The sequence below is a fragment of the Paraburkholderia phytofirmans OLGA172 genome (assembly GCF_001634365.1).
Taxonomy (GTDB): domain Bacteria; phylum Pseudomonadota; class Gammaproteobacteria; order Burkholderiales; family Burkholderiaceae; genus Paraburkholderia.
The window spans coordinates 1-22,868 of sequence record NZ_CP014582.1 but is presented as its reverse complement, the minus strand read 5'-3'; the positions used below and the strand labels follow the sequence as shown (position 1 = coordinate 22,868).

Annotated in this window: 26 protein-coding genes; 18 read left to right on the top strand and 8 right to left on the bottom strand. The window is 58.6% G+C overall.

The genetic code is table 11. From position 1 onward, the window contains the following. Positions 1-208: 208 nt before the first annotated feature. Entirely contained in the window at positions 209-547 is a 339-nt protein-coding gene (locus AYM40_RS37825; protein ID WP_063501286.1) for a DUF4148 domain-containing protein, read from the bottom strand. 206 nt (positions 548-753) lie between these two features. Beyond that, entirely contained in the window at positions 754-1,023 is a 270-nt protein-coding gene (locus AYM40_RS37820; RefSeq protein WP_063501288.1) for a helix-turn-helix domain-containing protein, read from the bottom strand. Between the two features lie 85 nt (positions 1,024-1,108). Here AYM40_RS37820 and AYM40_RS37815 point away from each other — a divergent pair, with 85 nt between their 5' ends. Together AYM40_RS37815 and AYM40_RS37810 are read left to right on the top strand one after the other, a co-directional pair. Next, the gene (locus AYM40_RS37815; protein WP_063501285.1) at positions 1,109-1,495 is read left to right on the top strand and encodes a hypothetical protein; all 387 of its coding nucleotides are present in this window, start codon (positions 1,109-1,111) and stop codon (positions 1,493-1,495) included. A gap of 50 nt (positions 1,496-1,545) precedes the next feature. Next, positions 1,546-1,977 carry an antitoxin Xre/MbcA/ParS toxin-binding domain-containing protein gene (locus AYM40_RS37810; RefSeq protein ID WP_063501284.1) on the top strand — a complete coding sequence of 144 codons (432 nt, stop codon included), beginning with the start codon at positions 1,546-1,548 and terminating at the stop codon, positions 1,975-1,977. 111 nt (positions 1,978-2,088) lie between these two features. On the opposite strand, the gene AYM40_RS37805 is transcribed toward AYM40_RS37810, so the two are convergent. Further along, positions 2,089-2,514 carry a hypothetical protein gene (locus AYM40_RS37805; protein ID WP_063501283.1) on the bottom strand — a complete coding sequence of 142 codons (426 nt, stop codon included), beginning with the start codon at positions 2,512-2,514 and terminating at the stop codon, positions 2,089-2,091. Between the two features lie 1,295 nt (positions 2,515-3,809). Between AYM40_RS37805 and AYM40_RS37800 the strand changes: the two genes are divergently transcribed. Next, positions 3,810-4,136, top strand: a complete 327-nt coding sequence (locus AYM40_RS37800; RefSeq protein WP_148662481.1) for a hypothetical protein — start codon at positions 3,810-3,812, stop codon at positions 4,134-4,136. 38 nt (positions 4,137-4,174) lie between these two features. On the opposite strand, the gene AYM40_RS37795 is transcribed toward AYM40_RS37800, so the two are convergent. Next, on the bottom strand, positions 4,175-5,209 hold the full coding sequence (locus AYM40_RS37795; protein WP_063501281.1) for a hypothetical protein: 1,035 nt from the start codon (positions 5,207-5,209) through the stop codon (positions 4,175-4,177). Positions 5,210-5,707: 498 nt separating this feature from the next. Here AYM40_RS37795 and AYM40_RS37790 point away from each other — a divergent pair, with 498 nt between their 5' ends. The 6 genes from AYM40_RS37790 (at position 5,708) to AYM40_RS37765 (ending at position 11,171) form a co-directional block, all read left to right on the top strand. Next, complete coding sequence (locus AYM40_RS37790; protein ID WP_063501280.1) at positions 5,708-6,223, top strand: DUF6650 family protein; 516 nt, start codon at positions 5,708-5,710, stop codon at positions 6,221-6,223. Further along, on the top strand, positions 6,220-7,179 hold the full coding sequence (locus AYM40_RS37785; protein ID WP_063501279.1) for a tyrosine-type recombinase/integrase: 960 nt from the start codon (positions 6,220-6,222) through the stop codon (positions 7,177-7,179). The genes AYM40_RS37790 and AYM40_RS37785 overlap by 4 nt, the downstream gene beginning before the upstream one ends. Positions 7,180-7,381: 202 nt before the next feature. Then, the gene (locus AYM40_RS37780) at positions 7,382-7,789 is read left to right on the top strand and encodes a hypothetical protein (RefSeq protein WP_063501278.1); all 408 of its coding nucleotides are present in this window, start codon (positions 7,382-7,384) and stop codon (positions 7,787-7,789) included. A gap of 1 nt (position 7,790) precedes the next feature. Beyond that, on the top strand, positions 7,791-9,110 hold the full coding sequence (locus AYM40_RS41165; RefSeq protein WP_148662480.1) for a KGGVGR-motif variant AAA ATPase: 1,320 nt from the start codon (positions 7,791-7,793) through the stop codon (positions 9,108-9,110). Continuing rightward, positions 9,107-10,585, top strand: a complete 1,479-nt coding sequence (locus AYM40_RS37770; protein ID WP_063501277.1) for a hypothetical protein — start codon at positions 9,107-9,109, stop codon at positions 10,583-10,585. The genes AYM40_RS41165 and AYM40_RS37770 overlap by 4 nt, the downstream gene beginning before the upstream one ends. Before the next feature lie 364 nt (positions 10,586-10,949). Next, complete coding sequence (locus AYM40_RS37765; RefSeq protein ID WP_063501276.1) at positions 10,950-11,171, top strand: YodC family protein; 222 nt, start codon at positions 10,950-10,952, stop codon at positions 11,169-11,171. A gap of 361 nt (positions 11,172-11,532) precedes the next feature. Here AYM40_RS37765 and AYM40_RS37760 read toward each other — a convergent pair whose 3' ends face one another. Continuing rightward, positions 11,533-11,793, bottom strand: a complete 261-nt coding sequence (locus AYM40_RS37760; RefSeq protein WP_063501275.1) for a hypothetical protein — start codon at positions 11,791-11,793, stop codon at positions 11,533-11,535. Between the two features lie 206 nt (positions 11,794-11,999). Beyond that, entirely contained in the window at positions 12,000-12,407 is a 408-nt protein-coding gene (locus AYM40_RS37755; protein ID WP_063501274.1) for a hypothetical protein, read from the bottom strand. Between the two features lie 158 nt (positions 12,408-12,565). Between AYM40_RS37755 and tnpA the strand changes: the two genes are divergently transcribed. From tnpA to tnpC, 3 genes are read left to right on the top strand one after another with little or no spacing between them, the layout of a single operon-like run. Next, on the top strand, positions 12,566-12,973 hold the full coding sequence (tnpA, locus tag AYM40_RS37750; protein WP_082855587.1) for an IS66-like element accessory protein TnpA: 408 nt from the start codon (positions 12,566-12,568) through the stop codon (positions 12,971-12,973). Next, positions 12,970-13,317, top strand: coding sequence for an IS66 family insertion sequence element accessory protein TnpB (tnpB, locus tag AYM40_RS37745; protein WP_035936384.1), 348 nt, complete (start codon positions 12,970-12,972; stop codon positions 13,315-13,317). Before tnpA ends, tnpB begins: the two co-directional genes overlap by 4 nt. Before the next feature lie 51 nt (positions 13,318-13,368). Next, on the top strand, positions 13,369-14,958 hold the full coding sequence (gene tnpC / locus AYM40_RS37740) for an IS66 family transposase (RefSeq protein WP_063501272.1): 1,590 nt from the start codon (positions 13,369-13,371) through the stop codon (positions 14,956-14,958). Positions 14,959-14,970: 12 nt separating this feature from the next. Here the strand turns inward: tnpC and AYM40_RS41720 are convergent, their stop codons facing one another. Continuing rightward, complete coding sequence (locus AYM40_RS41720; RefSeq protein WP_158515394.1) at positions 14,971-15,537, bottom strand: hypothetical protein; 567 nt, start codon at positions 15,535-15,537, stop codon at positions 14,971-14,973. Positions 15,538-16,058: 521 nt separating this feature from the next. Here AYM40_RS41720 and AYM40_RS37730 point away from each other — a divergent pair. The 4 genes from AYM40_RS37730 (at position 16,059) to AYM40_RS37710 (ending at position 18,600) form a co-directional block, all read left to right on the top strand. Further along, on the top strand, positions 16,059-16,433 hold the full coding sequence (locus AYM40_RS37730) for a type II toxin-antitoxin system RelE/ParE family toxin (RefSeq protein ID WP_063501270.1): 375 nt from the start codon (positions 16,059-16,061) through the stop codon (positions 16,431-16,433). A 44-nt stretch (positions 16,434-16,477) separates the two neighbouring features. Next, positions 16,478-16,765, top strand: coding sequence for an XRE family transcriptional regulator (locus AYM40_RS37725; protein WP_082855586.1), 288 nt, complete (start codon positions 16,478-16,480; stop codon positions 16,763-16,765). Between the two features lie 806 nt (positions 16,766-17,571). Further along, the gene (locus AYM40_RS37720; RefSeq protein WP_063501268.1) at positions 17,572-17,928 is read left to right on the top strand and encodes a hypothetical protein; all 357 of its coding nucleotides are present in this window, start codon (positions 17,572-17,574) and stop codon (positions 17,926-17,928) included. A 420-nt stretch (positions 17,929-18,348) separates the two neighbouring features. Then, positions 18,349-18,600 (top strand): hypothetical protein, encoded by a 252-nt coding sequence (locus AYM40_RS37710; protein WP_063501266.1) that lies wholly within the window; start codon positions 18,349-18,351, stop codon positions 18,598-18,600. Between the two features lie 213 nt (positions 18,601-18,813). On the opposite strand, the gene AYM40_RS37705 is transcribed toward AYM40_RS37710, so the two are convergent. Continuing rightward, positions 18,814-19,605 (bottom strand): replication initiation protein, encoded by a 792-nt coding sequence (locus tag AYM40_RS37705; RefSeq protein WP_063501265.1) that lies wholly within the window; start codon positions 19,603-19,605, stop codon positions 18,814-18,816. A gap of 1,505 nt (positions 19,606-21,110) precedes the next feature. Between AYM40_RS37705 and AYM40_RS37700 the strand changes: the two genes are divergently transcribed. Next, on the top strand, positions 21,111-21,794 hold the full coding sequence (locus AYM40_RS37700) for a ParA family protein (RefSeq protein ID WP_063501264.1): 684 nt from the start codon (positions 21,111-21,113) through the stop codon (positions 21,792-21,794). Next, the gene (locus tag AYM40_RS37695) at positions 21,791-22,120 is read left to right on the top strand and encodes a hypothetical protein (RefSeq protein ID WP_063501263.1); all 330 of its coding nucleotides are present in this window, start codon (positions 21,791-21,793) and stop codon (positions 22,118-22,120) included. The genes AYM40_RS37700 and AYM40_RS37695 overlap by 4 nt, the downstream gene beginning before the upstream one ends. Positions 22,121-22,868: the final 748 nt, after the last annotated feature.

Here is a 22,868-nt window from a genome sequence, read left to right as displayed (position 1 = left end):
AATGAGAGAAAAAGCGCCCAGACCGCTAAGGTCTGAGCGAAGCCACCGGGAACCCGGCGGCGGAGGTATTCGATACGAAACTGGCCCACTACCGGGTGTGATCGCAGTGGCGAGCCAGTTATTGAAATAGGGCACGCAGAGGTGCTGCGCGCTCAGAGGGCGATGCTAGCGACCGGGTGGGGCGCCAGCAGCTCGCCAGTCTGACGGTTTAATGACCGGAGTAAAGCGAACGCGGGCCGTTAGCGACTGCGGGGGCGCCCGATGCCGACGAACCACTCATGACGCCACCAACGCCGCTGGTGTCAGCTACGCGAGCCTGTGCCGTTGCGGTTTGCGCATTTTGCGCCGCCACCTTGGCTTCAGCAGCCTGAAGGTCGGCCGGGTAATAGGGATCTTCGCCACGGGCGGGGTTGTAGCCAGCCTTTTCGAGCTGGACCAGTTCGGCGCGTACCTGCGCACGGGTGACAGGCTGGTTCGACTGGGCGAACACGGCAACCGGAGCAGCAAGGGCAGCGGCAACGACAACGGCTTGAATAAGGGACTTCATGATACTTACCTCCAGACTTTGTTTGGTCCTGCTACGAACAGCCCTGTTCGTAAATCAGTGACTACAGTCTAGGTAAGCATGTGCTTAAGATTAAGGCCGATGTCAGGAAGGGATTGTTGCTGAATGCGGGTAAACGCTAGGTATCGACCCTGTACGAAAACGAACGATTTCGGACAGACTGGCAAGCGGAGGCACTGCCGACTCGGCTATCGGGACGATGGAGCGAGAAATTGGCTTTCGGCCTGTAAGAGCAGTTCCGAGGCAGGACAATCGAGAGCGAAGCAGATCCGGACGATATTCAGGATGGTGACATTGCGCTCGCCACGCTCGATTTTACCCATGTGGCTTCTATCGACATGGGCGGCGTCCGCCAGTGACTCCTGGGAGAGGCCGCGTTCTTTCCGGAGAGTCCGGATCGCCCGTCCCAAGGCAATGAGATAACCCGTGTCGTCGGACGGACCAGAGACCCTTTTCATGCGGGTATGGTCACGGTAACATGCTAATACGACCACGGTATTTACGACCCATTTTCTGGCCAAGCAAAGAAGAGGCTCATGAAGCATGATCAGTGTCCGACGCCCCCGGCAGATCCCTCCGACCGACCTGGTCGCGCTGCAGCGCGAGGTACTGACGCGAGGGCCTGAAGCGGCACTACCGCAAAACCTGCCCGATAGATGGTTGCGCGCCCTGGTCCGGGATCTGATGCAGGCCCTGTCCAACGAAGACGCGCCCGGGGACATCGCCGCGGGCGCCGTGCTGCTGGTCACTGCGCTTGCGCTGGCGCAAGCGGGTAATACAGCTCCGCCCGGCCAGACAGGCACCTCCATCCCGGAAGGGCGGCTTGTCGACTGTTTTGCCAGCTATCGGACTGCCCTGATGGAAGAAGTGCTCGCGCGCCACACCGGGATATTCACGCGGCAGTACTCGGTGGCAGACATCTTTGCCTGAGCCGCTCATCGGGTCTTGCGAAAATGACGGTTCACATACAGGAAGTCGCCATGCTCTCCGAACACGAACAGGCTGGGCGCCGCGCAACCGTGGCAAATGCGATTGCCACACAAAGGCTCGAAGGGCTGGAACTGGATTCCGAGACGATCGCTGATCTCGAAAGCTGGGCGCGCGGTGAAATTGAACTGGCGACGGCACAGGAGCGTGCCTTGGTCCGCATCGAAGCGCACAGGCAGAGGCGGCTAGGCGAGCGCGCGCAGTCCTCCGCCGAAGAGGGGCTTGCGGAGCATGCGCGGCGCATTCTCAACGTGCAGGCACTGGCCGGGGAAACTTTTGGAGATTCCGTGCGCGCGATGCAATGGATGCTGCATCCTCATGCGATGCTGAATGGCTGTCGCCCGCTGGACGTCATGGCTACTCAGGCTGGCTATGACCGCGTTTGCGATGTTCTCACGCGCCTGGAGCATGGCATCGGGCCATGAATGACAGTCTATCGCGGGGCTTGGATCTGCGAGCTGGTACTGTCATCTGCTGCCTTGCTATCGGCTTTTCCTTGACCGTCGCGGGTAAGCGGCCAGCAATTCGTCCCCGTCTTACTCGTCGAGATTGATGCGCCGGTGGATATCGCGGGTGAACGTAGGCACGGGATCCCGAAAACCGTCCGCTGAAATTCTTCCATTTCCAGATTCCCCGTCGCGCTTTCCAAGTTTCTCGCCCGGTGATTTTTCCACCGGTTGAGGCTCTTTTTCTGGTGCTGATTCAGCCGTTTTCACGGCCTTCTGATTTTTGCCATTTCGCCTCTCGGCCCTGAGTCGTTTCAACGCGTTTTTTATGTAATCCACGCTCAGATCCAGCGCTTGCCCTCGAAGGGCTTCGACGATTTTTTCAATTCGCCATCCTGCGGTCTGCGCGGCCTCGATTTCTTCGAGAAGCTCGCGGAGCCGCCCGGTTTTCGTGCGCGCTGGCGACGTGACCGTGAAGCTCGGGAGATCGTTCGGCGACTCTTTGATGTTCATCATTTTCAGGTTTTCGTCCCATTTCTTCTGATTCTACAGGGCAGGCTCCTTCTTTGGTCCCTCGATGGTCCCTTTATGGTCCCTTGTGTGTCCTGTGGTGGTCCCTGCACATCCAATCGCGTTGAGGCATGGTCCCTTTATGGTCCCTCAATGGTCCCTGTGCACCGATGAAGTGCCGTCTGCGACGGAAAATGTGGTGTGAGCGACAAACCGAGGCTGTGCGCCGACGCCCGCGGCGTCGGCGACTCCGGGTTCCATGCCGGCGAAACCGGCGCGGAGCGCCTGGCCGTCCCGAAAACCGGGGTAAGTCCAGCAGTCTTTCCCGAAAGACGGATTCCAAACCCGGAAAACTACTGATAGTGGAACATAAAGCGCGTAATACGCCGCAGCCGTATTTCGGCGGCAAACCGTTGCTGGTAGGGGTTTTCCGCGTAATACATACTGTGCAAATTTTCGCCTCTCGTATTACGCACGTATTACGAATGGAACATAGCCGGTGAAGACGCAATGCTCACCGACGCACGCGCAATGCTACGTTTTGTTCATATGATGTTCAGAGATGTTCCGGCGTGTTCATGCGTTGTTCACGAATTGTTCCGAGGGCTTCGGCCCAGCGTATGAAACGGCTGCAGCGTTACCGTTGCGTTACTGTCACGCAACGCAACGACGACGCTCGCCTGATCCACTAGTCGGCGCTTTGCTGACGCCAAGGAAGCCGCTGAACGCGCCACACGGGCAGAGACGCGCGCAGCGAAGATTGAGCGGAGGGCCAATGAGCTGAACGCTGAGCTGAGGCGCGTGCATGCTAGTCGTGATGAGTCCACGTCCGTTCATGTCCGGCTCGCGGGCTGCGCTCATGCCGAAGCATGCGCCACAGCAGCCGGTCCGGAGCCGGGAACCGGACATTAAAAATACCTGACAGCAGCTGTCGAGATCAGGTTTTATGTCAAGACGGACTGACGCTGGGTGCTGACCATCGCGAGTCATCAGAAGAAAGGCGTTTCGTGTCAGGCACCTGCATCAATGCTCCGCGCGTTATCCACAGGCCTTTCAACACAAATGGTGGATAACTCTGTTTGATTGCGAATGCTAGTATGTGATGACTAATGCGCCGGAAGTGGAGCGTTTGGTCTTGTCTGTATTCTGACTAATAGTTCCGGTCGACCTGGAGCTGGGGTTCTCCGGCTGCTGTCACGAGAATGACGGCTAAGCCTAACATTTACAGCTTTCGATTAATGACGACGTGTACGTGGCTACTGGGATTAGGAGTCGCACTCATCGGGGGTCACTTCGCGGCTATGATTTTTTCTGTTGCTACAACGAAACTGTTAGGGCTGGGCCCAAAGCCGGCCACCAAAGTTCCGCGAATTCCACCTTGGCTTACCGGGCTGGTCGAGCGAATCTTCTTTGTCATCTTGGTAGCAACCAAGGTTGACGGCGTTCCAGGGGCGATGATTGGTTGGCTTGCAATCAAACTGGCCGTCAACTGGCAGAAACTAGACCCCGAAAAGGAAGAAAGTGCGCAAACGCGGGGTCTGCTTGCGTTACTCACAGGCGCGGTATCGCTGACGGTTGCATACATAGGTGGCCGAATACTCTCAGGTGACATTCGTCTCGGCAAGTAACCGATAGTTATAGTGACTTGCAATCCACGAAGCCATATCTACCGGAAAAATCCGCGCTTGCGACTGGACTGCGTGAGCACGACGTGCAGTTGCTCGTTGAGCGCAGTAAGTTTGCCATCGAGGTTGATGAGAGTCTCGATGATCGCTGGCGAACGATCGACAGCCTGTCGCGCTTTGGCGTGCACCAGCTGCTCCGCCGACCAGATTTGTGAGTTACCTGCGCGGTTGAGCGCTTCGATGGCTTTGTCGGGAAAACGCCCGGGGTTGTCGCGCATCAACGCCAGCACTGCTGCGACCTCCTCCGAGTTGTCCTTCCGCCACGGAAGTTCGGCGAGCACCTCGTCCGGCATCTGAGCCAGTTCATCAACATCCAATTTCCACAGCCCCATCCGGGTCGGTATGTTGGACGCAAGCCAGCGCTGGAGGCTGGCCCCTGCCTTTTTTGCCACCCGCCAAGCAGTTTCGAAAACCTTGCCTGCACTATAGGCGTTCAGGCCGTCTTCAAAATCTGTCGGATCTCGCCTCAATTCTTCATTCACCTTCGGAAGAGCGAGAAATTCTTGGGCGCATTCGCTTAGCTCCCGGTCGGACACGCCTGCATCGATAGCCGCGTCGAGCCATCCGAAAAACTCGGCGAGATGCGGCATCGATTGACTGCGCAGGACCGTCAAGCGCCGCAACTGAGTCGAATCGGTGAGCGTCCTGTACGACTTGTCGATGCCTGCCTGTACTAGCTGCGAGGAGTCCGCCTTCGCGGTTGCATAAAGGCGCTTCTCTTCCGCAGTGCTCGCATTCAGGAAGCCGAATAGCGCTTGCGTGGCGTTTGTGCTCCCTTCTGACTCGGGCTCTTTGAAATACGTCGAGCGAGCCGCCCAGTAGCGGACGATCGGCGCCCTGTCATTCATAGCCAACACGGCAAGCCATGTCGGCAGAAAACCTAGGTTCGCGTCGACGATCTCCTGAATGATTTGCAGCCGGCTTTCGGTCGACAGGTCGGGCCAGGCTTCGGTGACCAAGTGCTCGCTCATCGGCGTGCGGCGAACCAATTCTTCGAGGATCTTATCGCTGAGCATTTTCTCGCCTTATCAGTGGGCGCAATTGGATGACTATTTTCGGTAGTCTACGGACTTGATGGCTTGGCTACATTTTTGATCCGCGTCAGTTGCAGCTGAGAGCTGATCACTGATACCCATCGGGGATCCACTTCAAGGTCATTCCCTGCCTCATATGTATGATAATGTCCTTTATCACATACAGGAGAGGAGACCGTATGCCGGACTGGAGTGAGGACAGCCAGCCGTTTGATGCGGCCACCTTCCATGAGACATGCCCGGCCTGCGGCACCTGCAACCGGGTGCAGGTCACCGGACAGTACGGTCACCACCGGCCGCACGGCTATCACTGCGCGCATTGCGGTCAATGCCTTGGCCAGCTCAGTGCGTCAGCCCCGCCGGCGACATCGAGGGCCGATGATGCCCGCTGCCCGAGAACAGGTAACGAATGAAACGCGACATGGACCTGATCCGTGAGCTGCCACAGTTCGAAAAGTATTCGATGGGGAGGAAGCGAGCATGAGGCAATGGCTGAAACGCGGACGTCGGGTGACCGGCGCGATCGCGCGCAGGGTCACCGGCATCAGCATGCCGTTTGGCGGTGTGCAATGGACCGATCCTGGCCCATCCGACGCCGCGATCGTCAGGCGTTTCATGGTGTTCCTCGAAGACCGGCGCGTGCTCTACAACCCGATGGATCTCGAGGTCGTGAGCCAGGTCGAGGCCTCGGTTCACGCCACTCGTGAGGAATGCACGAAGACGCTGCAGGCGCTGCCGCCTGATGTGTTTGCCGCGACGCCGCTGCGGCTCATTCGCGCCGCAGCCCGACGGTTTCAGGACGACCAGCACGAAGAGTTCCGGTTCTTTGACGAACGGTGGCACGCGCGCGGGGCAACGCCGGGCTTCTTCACGGCACTCGGGGCGTTCCGGGCGACGGTCGGGCAGCAGGTCGCGCTGCTGGTGGCCTACTACGACATCGACGTCGAAGGCGACCTGGCTACCGTGCTGCCCGAGCTGGAAGAGAACGGGTCATGACCCAGCTCGTTGCGTTGGCGCAAGGCCAGGCGCTGCCGGTCGTGGTAGCGGCGGCGGGCGAGCGCGCCGGCATCCGCTTCCTGGAATTCTTCGCGTCGGCAATCCGCAACCCGCACACGCGGCGCGCGTATGCGCGCGCGGTCGGCGACTTTCTTGCGTGGTGCGCCGGCGCCGGCGTGACCTCGATCACGGCGGTGCAGCCGCTGCATGTCGCCGCGTGGATCGAGCGGCAGACGCAGACGCTGTCGGCGCCGAGCGTCAAGCAGCACCTGGCGGCGATCCGCCACCTGTTCGACTGGTTAGTAGTGGGTCAGATCGTGCCGCACAACCCGGCCGCCTCGGTGCGCGGCCCGTCCCACACCGCGAAAAAGGGCAAAACGCCGGTGCTCGATGCGACCGAAGCACGGCAGCTGATCGACAGCATTGATGTGACGACGCCGATCGGGCTGCGCGACCGCGCGCTGATTGCGCTGATGGTGTTTTCGTTCGCGCGGGTGGGCGCGGCGCTCGCAATGCGGGTCGATGACGTCTATGTGCAGCACCGGCGGCTGTGGGTGCGCCTGCGTGAAAAGGGCGGCAAGCGGCACGAGATGCCGTGTCATCACACGCTCGAGGCTTACCTGCACGCGTATCTGGACGGCACCGGCATCGCTGACGACACCAAGGGGCCGCTGTTCCGCACGGTCCGGCGCGGCACCGGGCAGCTCAGCACCACGCCGCTGCCGCAGGCCAACGCGTATGCGATGGTGCGGCGTCGTGCGCTCGCGGCCGGCGTCGGCACCAAGATCGGCAACCACACGTTCCGTGCGACCGGCATCACTGCGTACCTGAAGAACGGCGGCACCCTCGAGAACGCCGCGGCGATGGCGAACCACGCGTCGACGCGCACCACCCAGCTCTACGACCGGCGACAGGATGAGATCAGCCTGGACGAGGTCGAGCGGATTCGGGTGTGAAAGGTCGGTCGCGCCGGCGAATGATCTGCTTGGGGGGCCGTCGGGATTCGCTAATAGCAATGGCCACCTGAGCCGGCCCGTCGCCTAGTAGCGCCGAGTCTTATACGAAACGCTTTCTGGGCTTCTGGCGTATGTAACGTCAGAAGCCTGATGGCACCCCGATATCCGTATAAAATCGCCTGCTTATTTCCTAGGAGCGCTAATGGCGGAGAATTACGCTAGTTCAGCCGGTCGGCACTACGCCGACGCCGAGGTGCTCGTGAAGGCTGAGCGTCGTCAGAACGCGGACCAGCTATATGGACTTGCCGCCGAGTGTGCGATCAAGGCGGCCTTGGTTGTGGCACCAACCAGGCTTCCAGATGGCACCCTGCCGGCAGCCTTCAAGGAGCACGTGAACGATTTGTGGGACAAGGTTTCCGTGAACGCAATTCGAAAACAGTATCCGACCTTGTGCGCAGTTTTGAAATTGCCCAATCCGTTCGCCGATTGGTCGGTGCATCAGCGCTATGCAGACAACGTGGTACCCGACCAGATAGTCTTGCAAACGCATAGAGACGCTACGCGTCGACTTTTGCACGCCGTAGGGGTCGTGGGGCATCGAGGGAATTAACATGATTATGTTCGATGACGCCATAGGTGTCGCATTGGGCGTGGTGTATGGCTTGATCGACAAGGCTGTTCCAGAAATCTATATTGTTCGCGACACATCGGGGGCGCTCGTCTTGGTTTTGCCGGATGACGCTCTCACACCACCCCAATGGACGGAACTGGACGCGGCTCTCAACAATGCACTAGGCCACTACAGTGCTGGAGCTCACCGAGTATTGCTCCGAAAGAGCGATGTTTTGGATCCGGCAGAGGTGTTCGATTCACCGGACAAGACGCGTGTCGCGGGACAACATAATGTCTGGCTCATTGACAGGCTGCTGACCAATCAAGATTGGCTGCGCAAGCCGCCGGTCGCGCGGGCGATCTTACCGACGGCTGTAGGCTTCAGTGTCAAAGGAGGTGTCGGACGTAGCACGGCTTTGGCGATGTTCGCTTGGTACATGGCGCGGAAGGGCAAAAACGTGCTGGTCGCTGATCTGGACCTCGAAGCTCCCGGCATCGGAGAGATGTTGTTATCAGAACATCCGCCATTGGGACTCGTGGACTGGTTGATGGAGTCACTGAACGGTCAAGCTGACGCCTCCCTTCTTGAAGGGTGCATAGGGAACAGTCCGCTCGCTATCGGCGAGGATGGAACAATTTCCGTATTGCCTGCATACGGCGCCAACACGCAAAACTACGTTTCGAAGGTAGGTCGGATTTATACGCCGTCCTTTAACGAGAATGGCGACCTTATCGGCCTAGCCGAACGCCTCCGAGATCTATTGGGCGTGGCGGAGCAGCTATCAGTCAAGCCAGATCTAATTTTGTTAGACGCCAGAGCGGGATTGCACGACATTGGATCGGCGGCTGTAACACAGCTTGGTGCCGAAGCGTTACTTTTCGCGCGCAATGACGCGCAAAACTGGTGGGCATACAAGCAGCTATTCGGTCATCTTGCGGGGTCGGAGGCTGTTGTCCACGGCATGGGCAGGGACAGCGATCTTCGATGGCGATTGAAGATGGTTGCTGCGCAAACTCCCCCAGTCGAAGACGCGCGTCGGAAATGGATCAGCGCCTCCTATAGCGCTTGGACTCAATTTTACGATGACGAAACGGCGGAGAATGTGGGTGATTTCGAACCGGTCGTCTTTGATCGTGACAGTCTTGAGGCACCTCACTATCCATTGTTTATTAACTTCGACTTGGGAGTTCGCTCCCTCGTGTTGAACAACATCGAAGAAAAACCCGAGTGGACGTATGTGTCGGGAATTTTCAATGACTTCTTCGAAAAATTGGAAGGGCGCTTGTTCCCGTCGATCGAACCAGAAGGTGATGCATGAAGGCACCTGTTTGCCGCTTCAGCGCTCTGGACATCCGCTGGGCCTTATCCCGCATCGAAGAGACGTCGCAGGAATCGTTGACTCCTCCGCCACGGAATACTTTGTATATGCCGAGCGGTCACGCAAAGGCCCTCAGTGTGAATTCAAGCATCGTCGTCGGGCTACGTGGTACTGGTAAGAGCTATTGGACAGCGGTGCTGAACAGCCCCGAGCATCGAGCCTTTGTTGCTAGAGCTGGTAGGCTGCCCGAGCTGCAAAGGACAGAAGTGGCCGTCGGATTTGCCCTTGACCCAAGTAGCCAAGATTTTCCTTCGGTTGAGACGCTGGCTCGCCTGAATAAGCGTGGCATTGACGCATCGGACGTCTGGCACACTATCGTCCTCGTCCACGCAATCAAGACGACGAACCGTCCTTCGCTGAAGAACGGCGACTGGACTGACGCCATCATTTGGTTTTCCGAGAACAGGGATGCAGCGCTTGTCATGTTAGCCGAATGCGATCGCGAGATCGCTGCCTCCGGTCGTTACCTGATGATCTTGTTTGACGCACTTGATCGGATCGGTCGAGGATGGACAGAGGTACGTCATTACCTGCGCTCGCTGCTTAAGTTCTGTTTGGAATGTCGTTCTCGGCGAGCCATTCGTTTGAAGATCTTTCTGCGTCCCGACATGGAGGAGGACGAAGATGTCTGGAACTTTGTGGACAGTTCAAAGTTGCGGGCGAACAAGGTTGAGCTCGTATGGAAGCCCAGCGACCTGTTTGCGCTAGTGGTACTGCACTTGGCGAACGACTCCTCCTGCGGATCAGAATTTAGAAGTGAGATTACAAAGAAGGTCAAAGTCGAATGGCCATATGAAGAGGAAGAGGAAAGCTATCAACTCCCGCGAGCGCTGACACTGGAGCAGCCGGGGCGCGCTGTCGTGGAGGGCATTACGGGAGAGTGGGTTGGCACATCAGCGAAGCGGGGATACGTCTATACGTGGGTGCCCACGCACCTCGCTGACGCAAAAGGGAGGTTGAGTCCCCGCAGCTTCTTGCTTGCGTTTCGGGCGGCAGCGGAATGGACGGATGAGCATGAGCCGGACGCAACCAACGCGCTTCATTTCAAAGGGATTCAGCAGGGTGTTGCAAAGGCGTCGGAAATCCGCGTAGCGGAGATTGCTGAGGATTACCCATGGGTCAAGCCGCTTTTGGAAGCAGCACGAGGTCTCACGGTCCCGTGCCAAATACTCGAGCTCACCGGCATGTGGAAAAAAACCAAAATGGACCAGTTCAGAGCCGCAATTGGTGAAAAGCTTCCTCCACGACGCTACGGTACCGATCCCCTGCGCAAGGGTACCGTGGGTGCGTTGATTGAGGATCTCGTTGAACTCGCGATACTGTATCGCACCGAGGATGACCGCCTGAACATGCCGGACATCTTCCGAGTGGGCTTCGGTATTCGTCGTATGGGAGGTGTGCGACCTCCACGCTAGTGAGCAAGAAATCTTGCGCAACTGTGGCAGATCGCCGAGGTTAGAGGACTACGCCGGCCAGCAGGTCGTCGATCACCCGCAGGCGAAGATCTGATAAAAAACTAGGCTGCTTGAAACCCAGCCCAAACTGTACGTCGAGGGCTGGGTGAAAGGCTCCCATGAATTGGTCTTGACCGGCCAGAAAAAGAACCCGTCACGATTGTGCGCGTGCTCAAGCCGCGCATGAAGCGCCCGACGACGAAAAAGAAGTAAAGGCCGTCCGTCTGGAATTCGTCGGACGGAACCCTATTGCATTGGATCCATCCGTCCCCAACAATGGATGGTGTCGTTAATCTTGACGATGCTTACAGTGCGAGGAAGAATTATGACGACCAGTTTTGCGATTGGCGATGAAGTGTTTTTGAAATCTGGCGGCGAAAAAATGACCATTGAAAAAATTGACGAAACCGATGTTTCATGCGTTTGGTTCGATAAAAACAAAAAAGTCGAACGCAACACTTTCCATGCCGCAACCCTTAAAAAAGCTCCAACGCCAGAAGAACGGGCCGCAGGAATGGCCGCAATTTCTCGCAGCCTTGCCCGTTGATCGTCAAAAAGGGGTGCCCTCAGGATTCGGATTTTTCCGTACGCCAGCGGCTCCGGATGCCCCGTCGTATCAGGGGCGGCGCGAACGATGCTCTGGCAGGTTCAATTGCAGTCGATCGCCCAAGCTCAAGCCTTTGATTCTATTGGTTGTGCAATGCGGCTAACGTACGAAAAAATCCGAATCCTGACGACACCGGGGGGCACCCCAACCGGCATCACCGCCTACCTGAAAAACGGCGGCACGAGGGGGCTGCTTGTGGCCCGGACTAGGACATTGGCCAGAGCCCGCAGCCGCAACCAACCGTTTCCGGCGCACGGGTCAGCAATATCGGCACCCGCAGTTCAGGAACATTTGATCGCTTTCACTTGCCGGCCTCGCCATGGCTCTCGCCGGGCAGTTCGGCGCCGTGCGCACGGATCGCGGCAATCAGCTCGGCGGGCGTGATCTCATAGCGCACCTCGCGCTGCGTCCCGGGTTTGCGCTGGTCGACGTCGACCAGGAACAGGCTTTTGCCGTCGGGCGCAGCTTCGAGTCGCACCGTGCGCCGCACGCTCGCGGTCAGCGCGTCGCTGTCAGTCAGCAGATGGACGGCGCCGTGCGCGCCATTGTGGGGGGATGTCATCGGTCCAGGCTCCTGAAAAGACTCACCGGCGATACCTGCAAAAGCTCACCGTTCGAGCGTGGCACCGTACTCTTGGTAACCGCTTTTATCAATAGCTGCATGACCGCTCCGCAGTGACCCGGCTACGGGCGGCGGGCGTCAGCGGGCGTCAACCGCACGGCGTCCGCCACCTCCGACGACGCAGCGTCCGGCTGACGCCAACTCCCTCAGGCGGCGGCTGCCAGGTCGTCCGTGTGTGCCGCCAATGGAGCGGTGGACGCCGCCTGCCCGACCAGGGCTTCAGCGAAATGCGCCTGACAGGTCTGGCGTGCGGTCAGGCGTTCGCGCAAGCTCCCGCACAATTGACGCACCTCTTCGACGCGCACCAAGATGCGGGACTGCTCAGCCAGCGGAGGTAGCCCAAACCGGAAAGCGAAGAGTTTGTCGGACTGGAGCTTACAGGTGCCGTGCGTCGATCGGTCTACCAGTTCCAGAATTTCATGCTTAAAGCCCCGACAAACCAAAGCGAGATACGGCACAAGCGCGGGAACGAGCGGAGTGAGTGACTTCATATCCTGGTTGATGGTGACCTCAACCTGCGTAATTCCTACTGGGAAAGAATGCGCCAGGATCATTCCGCGAACCACAATCAGTAAGCTCCTCTCGGGTACTAGCGGCAATCGCGTTTCTTCCGTAAGCATCTGATTTGTACCGTTCCCCGCTTTGCGTAGAAGATGCAATCATCGGCTGCGACGGACACGAGTGACCGACTCTGTCCACAAACAGCCCGAGAATGGACACAGTGCCTCAGACAGTCGAGTTACCTGCCAAGCGCCAGAACCGACGGCATCCATTGGAATGGAAGCGATCGGTCGTAGAGCAGACGCTTGAAACCGGCGCGTCAGTCGCCAGGGTCGCTCGCGACAACAACATCAACGCCAATCAGGTGTGGGCCTGGCGCAAACTGTACGCCCAGGGTCTGCTGGTCGAAGATGCGCAGGCGGAGATCATGTTGCCCGTCGTTGTCGATGGACGGTCCGATCGTCCGGCGGCCCATGCGCTGGAGGCGACGAACGCGCCGGCACCTCCGCAGGCTGCAAACGGCAGCATTCAGCTTCAGCATGGCAATACGTCGGTCCGGATAGAAGGCGTGCCCGACGCGACGATATTGCGCCTGGTCCTCGAGCGGATTCTGCGATGATCGGGCCGCCTGCAAACACACGGATCTGGATCGCTGCCGGCGTCACTGACATGCGCTCCGGCTTCAATTCCCTTGCGGCGAAGGTACAGATGGTGCTTGAGAAGGATCCATACGGCGGCCATGTTTTTATCTTCAGGGGCCGCCGTGGTGATCTGCTGAAGGCGTTGTACTGGAGCGATGGCGGCCTATGTTTATTTGCGAAGCGTCTTGAGAAAGGGCGTTTTGCATGGCCCCGCGCCGACACCGGCGTCGTGGCGTTGAGCACCGCTCAACTATCGCTCCTGCTCGAAGGGTTTGACTGGCGACAACCGGTCGAGGCAGCACGCCCGCGCAGTGCTTTGTAAACGTCTGTTACCCGATGATCCGCATGTAGCAGATGGTCGTAAACTGTCGCAATGGATCTGACCGATACCGACCTGCCCGACGACATTGATGCGCTCAAGGCGCTGGTGCGCGCGCATGCGGCGTCAGCTCATGCAAACGCGCAGCGGGTCGTCGAGTTGCAGGACCAACTCAGCTCCCGCGTAATCGAGATCGAGCATCTGAAGCTGACGATTGCGAAGCTGCGCCGCATGCAGTTCGGTCGCAAGTCTGAGAAGGTGGAGCGTCAGATCGAGCAGCTCGAACTGCGACTTGAGGACCTGCAGGCCGATGAAGGTGCGGCCGCCCAGGCTGATTCGAAGAAGGCGCATCAACGCCGCGAGAGCGCCTGTCGCAAACCGCTGCCCGATCACCTCGAACGCGAAGAGCGTGTGCATCGGCCCATCGAGGAAGACTGCCCGGAATGCGGTGGCACACTCAAACCGCTGGGCGAAGACGTATCCGAGCAACTTGAATACGTGCGCGCGCACTTCCGCGTCATCCGTCATCGCCGTCCCAAATTCGCCTGTTCGTGCTGCGACTGCATCGTGCAAGCCGCTGCGCCGAGCCGGCCGATCGATCGCGGCCTGCCCGGTCCAGCTTTGCTCGCCCACATCACGACATCGAAGTTCGCGTACCACATCCCGTTCTATCGCCAGTCCGTCATGTACGCGCGCGACGGAGTCGAGATCGAACCGGGCACTATGGGCCACTGGCTGGGCAGTCTGACCTGGCTACTCAACCCGCTGGTCGACGCGGTGCGCCGCCATGCACTTGGCGGCAGCAAGGTTCACGCCGACGACACACCGCTGCCGGTGCTTGCGCCGGGCAATGGCAGGACGAAGACCGGCCGGCTCTGGGTGTATGTGCGCGATGACCGGCCCAGCGGTTCGGACGAAGCGCCGGCGGTCTGGTTTGCCTATACACCGGATCGTCGCGGCGAACATCCACAGCGTCACCTGGCCAACTTCACGGGCGTACTGCAGGCAGACGCCTTCGCCGGCTATGCAGATCTGTACCTCGGCGGTCAGATTCGCGAAGTAGCGTGCATGGCGCATGCACGTCGAAAGCTACATGATCTGCACGCTGTTCGGGCATCACCGATCACCAGCGAAGCACTCGAGCGCATCGGCGCCCTCTATCGCATCGAAGAGTACATTCGTGGCAAGCCGCCTGAAGAACGACGGCGCGTTCGCCAGGAGAAGGCTGTGCCGCTGCTTGATGATATGAAGCGGTGGTTCGAGGCGACGCTTCTCACACTCTCCGCGAAGTCGGACACCACCAAAGCGATCCAGTATTCGTTGAATCGCTGGCCTGCGCTGGTCTATTACTGCAGCGATGGTCAGACTGAGATTGACAATCTGATTGCCGAGCGCGCATTGCGCGGTGTAGCAATCGGAAGGCGGAATTTTTTATTTGCCGGTGCGGACTCAGGCGGTGAACGTGCGGCTGCGATGTACAGCCTGATCGGTTCTGCCCGCCTGAACGGCATTGATCCAGAAGCCTACCTGCACTACGTCATCGAACGCATCGCAGATCACCCGGTGAACCGGATCGACGAACTGTTACCCTGGAACGTCGCTCCTTTGCTCCCCGCTGCCTCACACATCGATCCCGTTCGCTAGCAGCCGATCCCCTCACACGTCAACGTAATCCGCGACGGTGCAGGTCGAATGCTTACTTTCTTCCAGCGCCAGTTCCGAAACATGGTCCTGCGCGTCCGAGATGCGCTCTACCTTCATATCCTTGGGGCTAACCCACGGCAGTTTTCCGTTCCAATACGCTCCCTTTGATTTGCTCGGCGTCGCACCACCCCCGATAGCGCATAAATCGGGAAACGTGACCATTTCCCAACCGACCCTCGGCGCTACGGACGGCTCGTCGCTTTTTTCCGATGGTGTTTTGCTTCGACTTATCTTGCCCTGACCCTTATCAAGGCCGACCAGCGACGGCAGAAAGCCATCTGGCAGGAGCTGCGCGAGCTGCGGGCCAAGCTGCGCCCGATTGATCGCGCGTGGTCCGATACGCGGCTCGCCCTGAAACAATACGAGTGGGATTACACGCACGTGGTCCCGCAACTTCAGGAGCGGGAGGCCCAGCTGCTGGATGAGATACGCCCGTTCCTCCGGCAAATTGAAGCGCTGGAGAAGGAGGCCCGGCGGCTGGACCGCAAGATACGCAAAGCGCAGCAAGCTAGTGAGCACACGCCGGCAGGTCCGGCCGGATCGAGCACACGTACGCCTGCAAGCCCTTGAGCTTACCTATTTCCCGCTGGTCGTCGCCGGCAACCCCGAAAACGCGGCTCGCCATCGGTCCGTCGATATCTGCATAGGCGGGGGACCATCAGCCATGTCGGGGGCGCTGACGGCGGCAGGCATGTCGTGGGCACCGGTTGCACAGTGGGTGACGGCGATGCACAACCGTTCCAACCGAGGTGCCGTCAAGATTCGGATTTTTTCGTACGCTAGTGGCAAATCCGTCAGACTGGCGTCTAGAAGATCGACGAAACAACGTCATGGAATGACGAAAGCGACCCTAATCTGACGCGTTCTGAACATCGACCTGACGTCGGGTTGAGGTTTACCCAAACCTGACACACGACAGACGAGCAGACCAAAAACTGTCCCTAAATATGGGTTAGGAAACATTGAGAAAACATTATTTTTCTTGATAAACGTACCAAAATTGGTACACTTCCAATCCTCTCCCACGACATGATATTTGCATGGTCCGTACCGTTACGGTGGTCCTTACTGTCCGATTCTTCGCCTCTGAAATTGGCAACGAACCGGTGCGCGAATGGCTCAAAGATCTTGCCGCGCAAGACAAAAAGACCATCGGGGAAGATATCAAGACTGTTCAGATTGGATGGCCGTTGGGTATGCCGCTGGTCCGCAAAATGGGGACCGACCTTTATGAGGTGCGGATTACGCTACCGAATCGGATTGCGCGCGTCCTGTTCACTGTGATCGGAAGCCAGATGGTGTTGTTGCACGGCTTCGTCAAGAAATCCCAGGAAACGCCGAAAGAAGAATTGGATGTAGCAAACGCACGGTTGAAGCTGCTGAAGCAGTCTGAGAGACAGAAAGCAAAACGCTGAAACGCAAGTAGGCCCAGAAAGTTTAGAAAGCAATGGAGTGCATCATGGCAAACAGACACATCGGAAGCGACTTCGATGAGTTCCTCGCCGAAGAAGCGATCCTTGAGGAAGCTACCGCAACCGCTATGAAACGCGTGATTGCATGGCAGATCGAGCAGGAAATGAAAGCGCAGCACATCACCAAATCTGCGATGGCGACGCGCATGAAAACGAGCAGGGCGGCTCTTAACCGCCTGCTGGACGAGACAGATACCAGCCTGACGCTAACGACGCTTGCAAGCGCCGCTACTGCGCTAGGCAAGAAGTTCAGGTTCGAGCTACTCGCGGCCTGATCCTTGAGCAATCAAACAAGGGCGCTTCGGCGCCCTTTGTCATTTCTAAGAGCCGCTCAATCGCCCTCAAGTGGGCATGCGGGCCACACCTCGCACCGTTGCCACTCGGCGCACTGGCGACCCACCTCCTGCCAGTTTTCTCCCTCGTCACCGATCCCTGAAACGTCCTGCCGGATGATCCACGCAATAACGGTCCGGCCCGTCGATTCGCAGCGGTATGCCACGTTTTCCATCATCACCTCCTATCAATGAGTGATGTGGAAAGTCTGTTGTCACGACTGCGCGACGTGTAGGGCGGCAGCCCGAAAAAAAACCCGCCTCAGTGGGCGGGCTTAATCCATGTGGAGACATGGAGGAGACGGGATAAGTATAAACCCTAATCAACATCCATGCAGCGCGCCCGGAGCAATGCTCGTTGCATCGAGTTGCGGTGCGTCCCGATTTGGGACTGTCCACCGGACAGCTGGCGTGGCGTCCCGCGGGCAAAGCGCGTGTGTCCCAAGGGACAACTCTGCGCCGGCGCAGAATAATCGTGCAACGTTGCACCGTTACCGTAGCGTTACTGCCCCTTGAATATTCGTCACAGTTACGTAAAATCGAGTCGTCGATCCGATCCGAGGCTAATATGCGTGACGTTACGAATAATCTGGCGGCCAAGCCTGAGACGGAGCAGGCCAAGCGTGGACGCGGACGACCGCGAAAGCCGGATGCAATGACCGGCGCGCAGCGACAGGCCGCCTACCGGGAGCGGCTGCGTGCCGCCTCAATTAATGTAACGGGTAACGGAAAATTCCGGACCGCCTGCCGTGGCCTATGACACCCTGGTGCGGGAGTGCGAGCGGCTGCATGGCGAACTGGCGCAGGCGCGACGCGATGGGGTGTCACGGGCGGCGCCGGCTGCCCGCGCGCCTTCGGATGTGGCTGCGATACTCGGACGGCTCCCGCGTCCTGATGACGGCGATTCTGGTGAGCGGCGCCTGAACCTGACGATGAAGGGCACCCAGTTTTTCGCACTCGAGCGGCTGGTTGCGCACTTCAGCCTGTCCAAACCCGCGGTGGTGGAGCGCCTGATCGACTGGGCCGACGACACGCTTACGAAGTCACTTTACGACGACGAGGCCGCATTTAACCGTTACATCGACCGTAACCGTAACGAAAAATGATTACCCCACCGGCCACCCGGGATGGCACGACATTACTCCTATAATGTAATTTTTAAGTAAATAACCCAATTACTCAAAACTCATTTGGGTGTTTTCCACCTCAATGAGGTCCGGATAAATGCCGCTGTCCACGCTGATCTTTGAATATTCGTTACAGTGACGTAAAATAAAGCCCAGATCTGATTCGAGGCTAATATGCGTCACGTGACGGATAATCGTGCTGCCAAACCTGAGACCGAGCAGCCCAAGCGGGGACGTGGACGACGCGAAAGCCGGATGCATTGACCGGCGCGCAGCGGCAGGCCGCCTACCGGGAGCGGCAGCGTGAGGCTTTAATTAACGTAACAGTAACGAAAAATAAGGGCGTCGACAGATCAAGCGCAGACCCTGAGCGAATCGCATGAGCGTCAGGTTTCGGTATTGCGCAACCAGCTCGCGCGGGCCGAGGCTGAATTGAGCGCCCTGAAGGCCGCTGTAACCGATAGCGAAGGCGCACCGGGTTTCGACGTGATGCTCAAACTGTTGGCCATGGCGTGCGCGCGCAAGCCGGTCAAGGCCCAGCTTGCCATTCGCGAATCTGACGTGTGGCGCGACGGCGTGGCCCGCGCATCGGGCGTTTCGGATGAACAGATGAAGCGGCTGGCCGCTGCGCTCGCGGGTAACCTGACCTAGCGGCAATCGAACGAGGCGAAGGAGTTGATAGTAAGGCTTATGCACCCCTTCACTTGAGACACATATAGGCCTGACGAGGCCCGGCGGCCTTCGAATCACACGCGCAGCGACATTCCGTGCCGAAAAAAACTATGCGGAATAGTCGTCGCGCGATCAGTTTTCAAAGTTGTTTTCTGACATTTTCGTGGTCAGTCTGACAAGGCGAATTTCTTGTCAGAATAGGCGCCCTTGTGGGTCTGCCTCAAACTTGAAAACAAAACCCGTGATCTTCCGGCCAGCTGGCTTTGTTGGCTCCCATCCGATCGCTAGACCGTTCTTTTCGCGCAGTTCCTTCACAGCCGGTTCGATGACCCGGCGGCGTAACTGGCCAGCATCCTTGACGCAGCTAGCGGGCGCGTCCATCGCCTCGCAGAATTCGTCATAGCCGATGGTTAAAAGCCCCGTTTTGCGGAACTGAGCCATCATTTCGAGCAGTCGCCAACTGTACATCGACCGCAGATCCGCCGCATGTTTGAGCTTGTATTGCGTAAATGCCCCGGCGATGCCCAGCAGGTAAGGGGCAACGCTGGGCGAAAACTTGAGTTCCACCCAGCCCGGCGTCGTCGTATTCACTTCTTCGTAAATCCAGCGAGCTTTCTTCCGCACGGGCTTTTGCTTACCCCGCTCGGTCTCGATTGCATCCCATTCGATGACGCACTCAAACAAGCTGTCAGCCGCTGCTTTCAGGTCGGAATAGGCATGCTTGGGGTCTATCTGTGGATAGGCCTCCATAAACTCCTCGGCGGTTACCTTAATGGACCACCCAGGGGCAACACCGGTCTGCGGGTCAGGCCGCATTGCTTTGTCGAGCAGGATCTTGGGTTTCGGATTGCACTTGGCGATCGCGAGTGCGAGTAACCGTTTTTCGGACAGCTTCATGCGTTGAACGCGCTTTACAAGCTCGTTCTTGATTACAACGCTCAAGTCTGTCGATTGCTTCTCTTCGGCCTCGATGACGTCATCCATTCTGACAAATCCGTGGTTATTCTGACATCTACAAATGTATGTCAGAATTGGCGAGACAGTCAACGTTTAACCGCCTGTTTTTTGAGCACCTACCACGAAAATGTCAGACTACCCCGAAAAAGTGTCATCCCTGACCACGAAAAATGTCAGGCTACCCCGGAAAAGTGTCACCCTACCCACGGAAATGTCAGAATAGCTCCCCGCAAACCCACGCCCATCAAGGGTTTGCGCGAGCCTAAAAAGGTTTTAAAAAGGTTTTAAAAACAGGGGTAATAAGTTTCTAAAAAAGCTGGTCGCGTCTTGCCTGTGGAAAACAGTACACGCGGCGGGTTGAACCCCACCCCCGGACGCTGCGCGTCCTCCGCCGTGAGGCGTAAAGACAACAAGTGCGCGCCTATCGGCGCGTGAATAAACCCACTCACGAACAACACCCTACCCAGACGTTGGACGGCGCGAGAACCCGCGCCGGGTGGTCATCTGACGCTCGCAATAAAAGAATCGCTATACGGTTCATCACAACAGCCCCAAAGGCACCCGTCATGACCCGCATCATCCTCGCCGCATCGACCGCTTTACTCGTTGGCTGTGCTTCCATGCCTCTGCAACCGACGAAAGCACATACACAACCGCCGGTCACTACTCACGCGCTAATCAAGGCTATCGGTCACATCAGGGCAGTAAGCCCGGCCTGACGGCCGGGCACGTCTCGAAAGCAGCGGATATCCACCGCTCCCATGCGTGGGCGCGCACACCTCACCGGTCATCCAGCGTCTTGAAAAGCAGCTTGCAGAAACAGGGGCGGTTTCCTTCCTTCTCCATGACCGACGTGCCCGGTTATCCGGGCCGTGGTGCCCTTGCCGGACCGTCGCCCATACCAGAAGGGTCCATGCGCCGGGCAGCCGCTCTAAGGCCCCTTTTTCTGGTTTCCCGAGTTCGGCACGTTGGGCATCCGGTTTTGCCCGGTCTGCGCCGTTCCTGCCCGGCCAGATCATGGGCTTGCGGCTCCCTGCAAGTGCTCACCGTCGCCCTGACACGTGCTGAACTCGGAAACGGCCGAGGCTGTGTCAAAACTCAAAATCGCTAGGTTTTTTAGGGGGGCGCCTTACCCCTCCCAAGGTGCCGCGAGGCAGATTGTAGTCGCGGGGGAGTTGCGCAACAGTGACGCCAACACACTTATGATCTGTCGCGCTGGCCTGGTGCGGTGCCCACTGCCGGGCGCCCTTCCCGCTTCGCGACGTTGAGTCCAGTGGCGGCCAGTCGGGCGCGTGCCCCACACTGATTTACAGTTCACGCGTCTGCGCGGCGCAACACTGCGCGCGAAAACTCCGAAAAATCCAGGCGTTGGTGATCGTCGATTGGTACGATGTGCCAGACGATACCTGATAGGTACCAGGTAGCAACCGGAGATCTGTTTGGTGCCGGGTAGCTGCCAGATAACCAACAGGAACCAAACAGCTAGCTGGCTGGTGCCGGCATGGCAGTGGACTAAAAAGGAAGAACTCGGAATGCCCACCATCGTTTTCGTTAGCCCGAAGGGCGGCGCCGGCAAAACCACTTCGGCACTCGTTCTCGCGGAGCAAATCGCGCGCTCGGTACCCGTCACCGTTATCGACGCGGATCCGAACCATCCCATCAAGACGTGGGCGGACGGCCCAAACACTCCCGCGAATCTGACCGTCGTTTCGAATGCCGATGAAGAGAACATGATTGACGTGATCGAGGAGGCGGCCTCGCGCACGCCATTCGTGATCGTCGACCTCGAGGGCACAGCCGCGAAGATCGTGCTGTTGGCCGTCAGTCAGGCCGACCTCGTGATCGTGCCGACGCAGGGGTCGCAGCTGGACGCCGCGCAAGCCTCGCGCGCTCTCCGGGTGATCAAGCAGCAGGAGAAAATGTCCCGGCGCGCGGTGCCGTATGGCGTGCTCATCACGCGCACTAACCCGGTCATCCGCACGCGCACGACGTCGCATTTGGCGAACGCCTTTCGCGAGGCCGGCATCGACTTGTTCGAGACTGAGCTTCATGAGCGTGAGGCATTCAAGGCCCTTTTTGCCTTCAATCAGCCGCTGTCCCACCTAGATCCGAAAGACGTCAGCAACGTTGACAAGGCCGTGGCGAACGCCGAAGCATACGCAGCCGAGGTAATCGAGCTGCTGCGCCGCGCGAGCCAGCCGCAGGAGGCAGCATGAGCGAGCGTGTGAACCCTCTGGCGAACCTCGACGATTTCGCGGTCAAGGCGCGTGAGAAAAAGCCCAAGCCGCCGCCCGAGGCTATCGAAAGACTGGCGCAAGAAACCGGCTTCCCGAGCCGTCAGCCCGCGCCGGCGACGCTCGCGGAGCCAGCCCGCAAACAGCGGCGCTATACGACAGGCCGGAACGTGCAGATCCCGGTGAAGGGGACGGCCGAGACAAAGGCGTTGCTGGAGGCGCTGGCCGACGAACTGCAGGAGCCATACGGTGAAGTCATAGCGCGTGCGCTCGCGGCACTCCGGCGTGAATTGGACGGGACTCGGTAGGGAATCCGTGAGGAACCAAATAGGTGCCAAGTTGGTATCCAGCAGGTATCTCACAGTTTACAAAGCGGTCAGGCTGCAGGCTTGATCGTCAGCGTCATTCTTTTTCGTCTTCGGTTGTTCGGGCTGCGGGTCACGTCAGCGTTGCGTCGGTGGCCCTCGTACACGCATCCGGGGGCGTCACATAGGTCACGTCGTCGCAGCATCAGGCATAGACCGGAAACCCGTACGCATTCGTGCGGATGATGGTCGTTGGGCCGTGCGGCGGGCACACCACGATCATGTCGCCTCCTGAAAGTACAAAACGACATTATCCCCATTATGTCGGTTAGGGCGCGCGCGGAGTCCGGCTTCCGGGCAACGCTGCATGGATGCGGATTAGGGTTTATACTGAACCCTGTCTCCTCCATGTCTCAACATGGATTAAGCCCGCCCACTGAGGTGGGCTTTTTTTCTTACTGGCCATATGACCGTGTATAGCGTTTCGCGCCGTCCGTGCCCAACGGTCAGGCCAGCGACGGCGATCGGGACGACGCAGGACGGCACCTATGCGCACGCGTACATCGGTATGTAGCGCCGTGCAGTCTTGATGACTGGGATCCTGGAAACGTCGCGATGAAACGCCGAGCACGATAGGTGAAGTTGGCCTACCGGCTACTTCCCGATCCTTATTCGCGCAGGCGGTGCTCAATGGTCAGCAGGTGCGGTCGTCACTGACAACCACACCGCGCGCACGAAACCACCATCGATG

What these genes read in the sequence shown, in the direction of transcription:
- AYM40_RS37780 (WP_063501278.1), top strand. Translation starts at nt 7,382, where the DNA reads ATGGCGGAGAATTACGCTAGTTCAGCCGGTCGGCACTACGCCGACGCC.
- AYM40_RS37800 (WP_148662481.1), top strand. Translation starts at nt 3,810, where the DNA reads ATGATTTTTTCTGTTGCTACAACGAAACTGTTAGGGCTGGGCCCAAAG.
- AYM40_RS37825 (WP_063501286.1), bottom strand. Translation starts at nt 547, where the DNA reads ATGAAGTCCCTTATTCAAGCCGTTGTCGTTGCCGCTGCCCTTGCTGCT.
- AYM40_RS41165 (WP_148662480.1), top strand. Translation starts at nt 7,791, where the DNA reads ATGATTATGTTCGATGACGCCATAGGTGTCGCATTGGGCGTGGTGTAT.
- AYM40_RS37785 (WP_063501279.1), top strand. Translation starts at nt 6,220, where the DNA reads ATGACCCAGCTCGTTGCGTTGGCGCAAGGCCAGGCGCTGCCGGTCGTG.
- AYM40_RS37805 (WP_063501283.1), bottom strand. Translation starts at nt 2,514, where the DNA reads ATGATGAACATCAAAGAGTCGCCGAACGATCTCCCGAGCTTCACGGTC.
- AYM40_RS37795 (WP_063501281.1), bottom strand. Translation starts at nt 5,209, where the DNA reads ATGCTCAGCGATAAGATCCTCGAAGAATTGGTTCGCCGCACGCCGATG.
- tnpB (WP_035936384.1), top strand. Translation starts at nt 12,970, where the DNA reads ATGATCGGGCCGCCTGCAAACACACGGATCTGGATCGCTGCCGGCGTC.
- AYM40_RS37815 (WP_063501285.1), top strand. Translation starts at nt 1,109, where the DNA reads ATGATCAGTGTCCGACGCCCCCGGCAGATCCCTCCGACCGACCTGGTC.
- AYM40_RS37810 (WP_063501284.1), top strand. Translation starts at nt 1,546, where the DNA reads ATGCTCTCCGAACACGAACAGGCTGGGCGCCGCGCAACCGTGGCAAAT.
- AYM40_RS37820 (WP_063501288.1), bottom strand. Translation starts at nt 1,023, where the DNA reads ATGAAAAGGGTCTCTGGTCCGTCCGACGACACGGGTTATCTCATTGCC.
- AYM40_RS37730 (WP_063501270.1), top strand. Translation starts at nt 16,059, where the DNA reads ATGGTCCGTACCGTTACGGTGGTCCTTACTGTCCGATTCTTCGCCTCT.
- AYM40_RS37790 (WP_063501280.1), top strand. Translation starts at nt 5,708, where the DNA reads ATGAGGCAATGGCTGAAACGCGGACGTCGGGTGACCGGCGCGATCGCG.
- AYM40_RS37760 (WP_063501275.1), bottom strand. Translation starts at nt 11,793, where the DNA reads ATGACATCCCCCCACAATGGCGCGCACGGCGCCGTCCATCTGCTGACT.
- tnpA (WP_082855587.1), top strand. Translation starts at nt 12,566, where the DNA reads ATGGACACAGTGCCTCAGACAGTCGAGTTACCTGCCAAGCGCCAGAAC.
- AYM40_RS37700 (WP_063501264.1), top strand. Translation starts at nt 21,111, where the DNA reads ATGCCCACCATCGTTTTCGTTAGCCCGAAGGGCGGCGCCGGCAAAACC.
- AYM40_RS37765 (WP_063501276.1), top strand. Translation starts at nt 10,950, where the DNA reads ATGACGACCAGTTTTGCGATTGGCGATGAAGTGTTTTTGAAATCTGGC.
- AYM40_RS37705 (WP_063501265.1), bottom strand. Translation starts at nt 19,605, where the DNA reads ATGGATGACGTCATCGAGGCCGAAGAGAAGCAATCGACAGACTTGAGC.
- AYM40_RS37725 (WP_082855586.1), top strand. Translation starts at nt 16,478, where the DNA reads ATGGCAAACAGACACATCGGAAGCGACTTCGATGAGTTCCTCGCCGAA.
- tnpC (WP_063501272.1), top strand. Translation starts at nt 13,369, where the DNA reads ATGGATCTGACCGATACCGACCTGCCCGACGACATTGATGCGCTCAAG.
- AYM40_RS37695 (WP_063501263.1), top strand. Translation starts at nt 21,791, where the DNA reads ATGAGCGAGCGTGTGAACCCTCTGGCGAACCTCGACGATTTCGCGGTC.
- AYM40_RS37770 (WP_063501277.1), top strand. Translation starts at nt 9,107, where the DNA reads ATGAAGGCACCTGTTTGCCGCTTCAGCGCTCTGGACATCCGCTGGGCC.
- AYM40_RS37755 (WP_063501274.1), bottom strand. Translation starts at nt 12,407, where the DNA reads ATGATCCTGGCGCATTCTTTCCCAGTAGGAATTACGCAGGTTGAGGTC.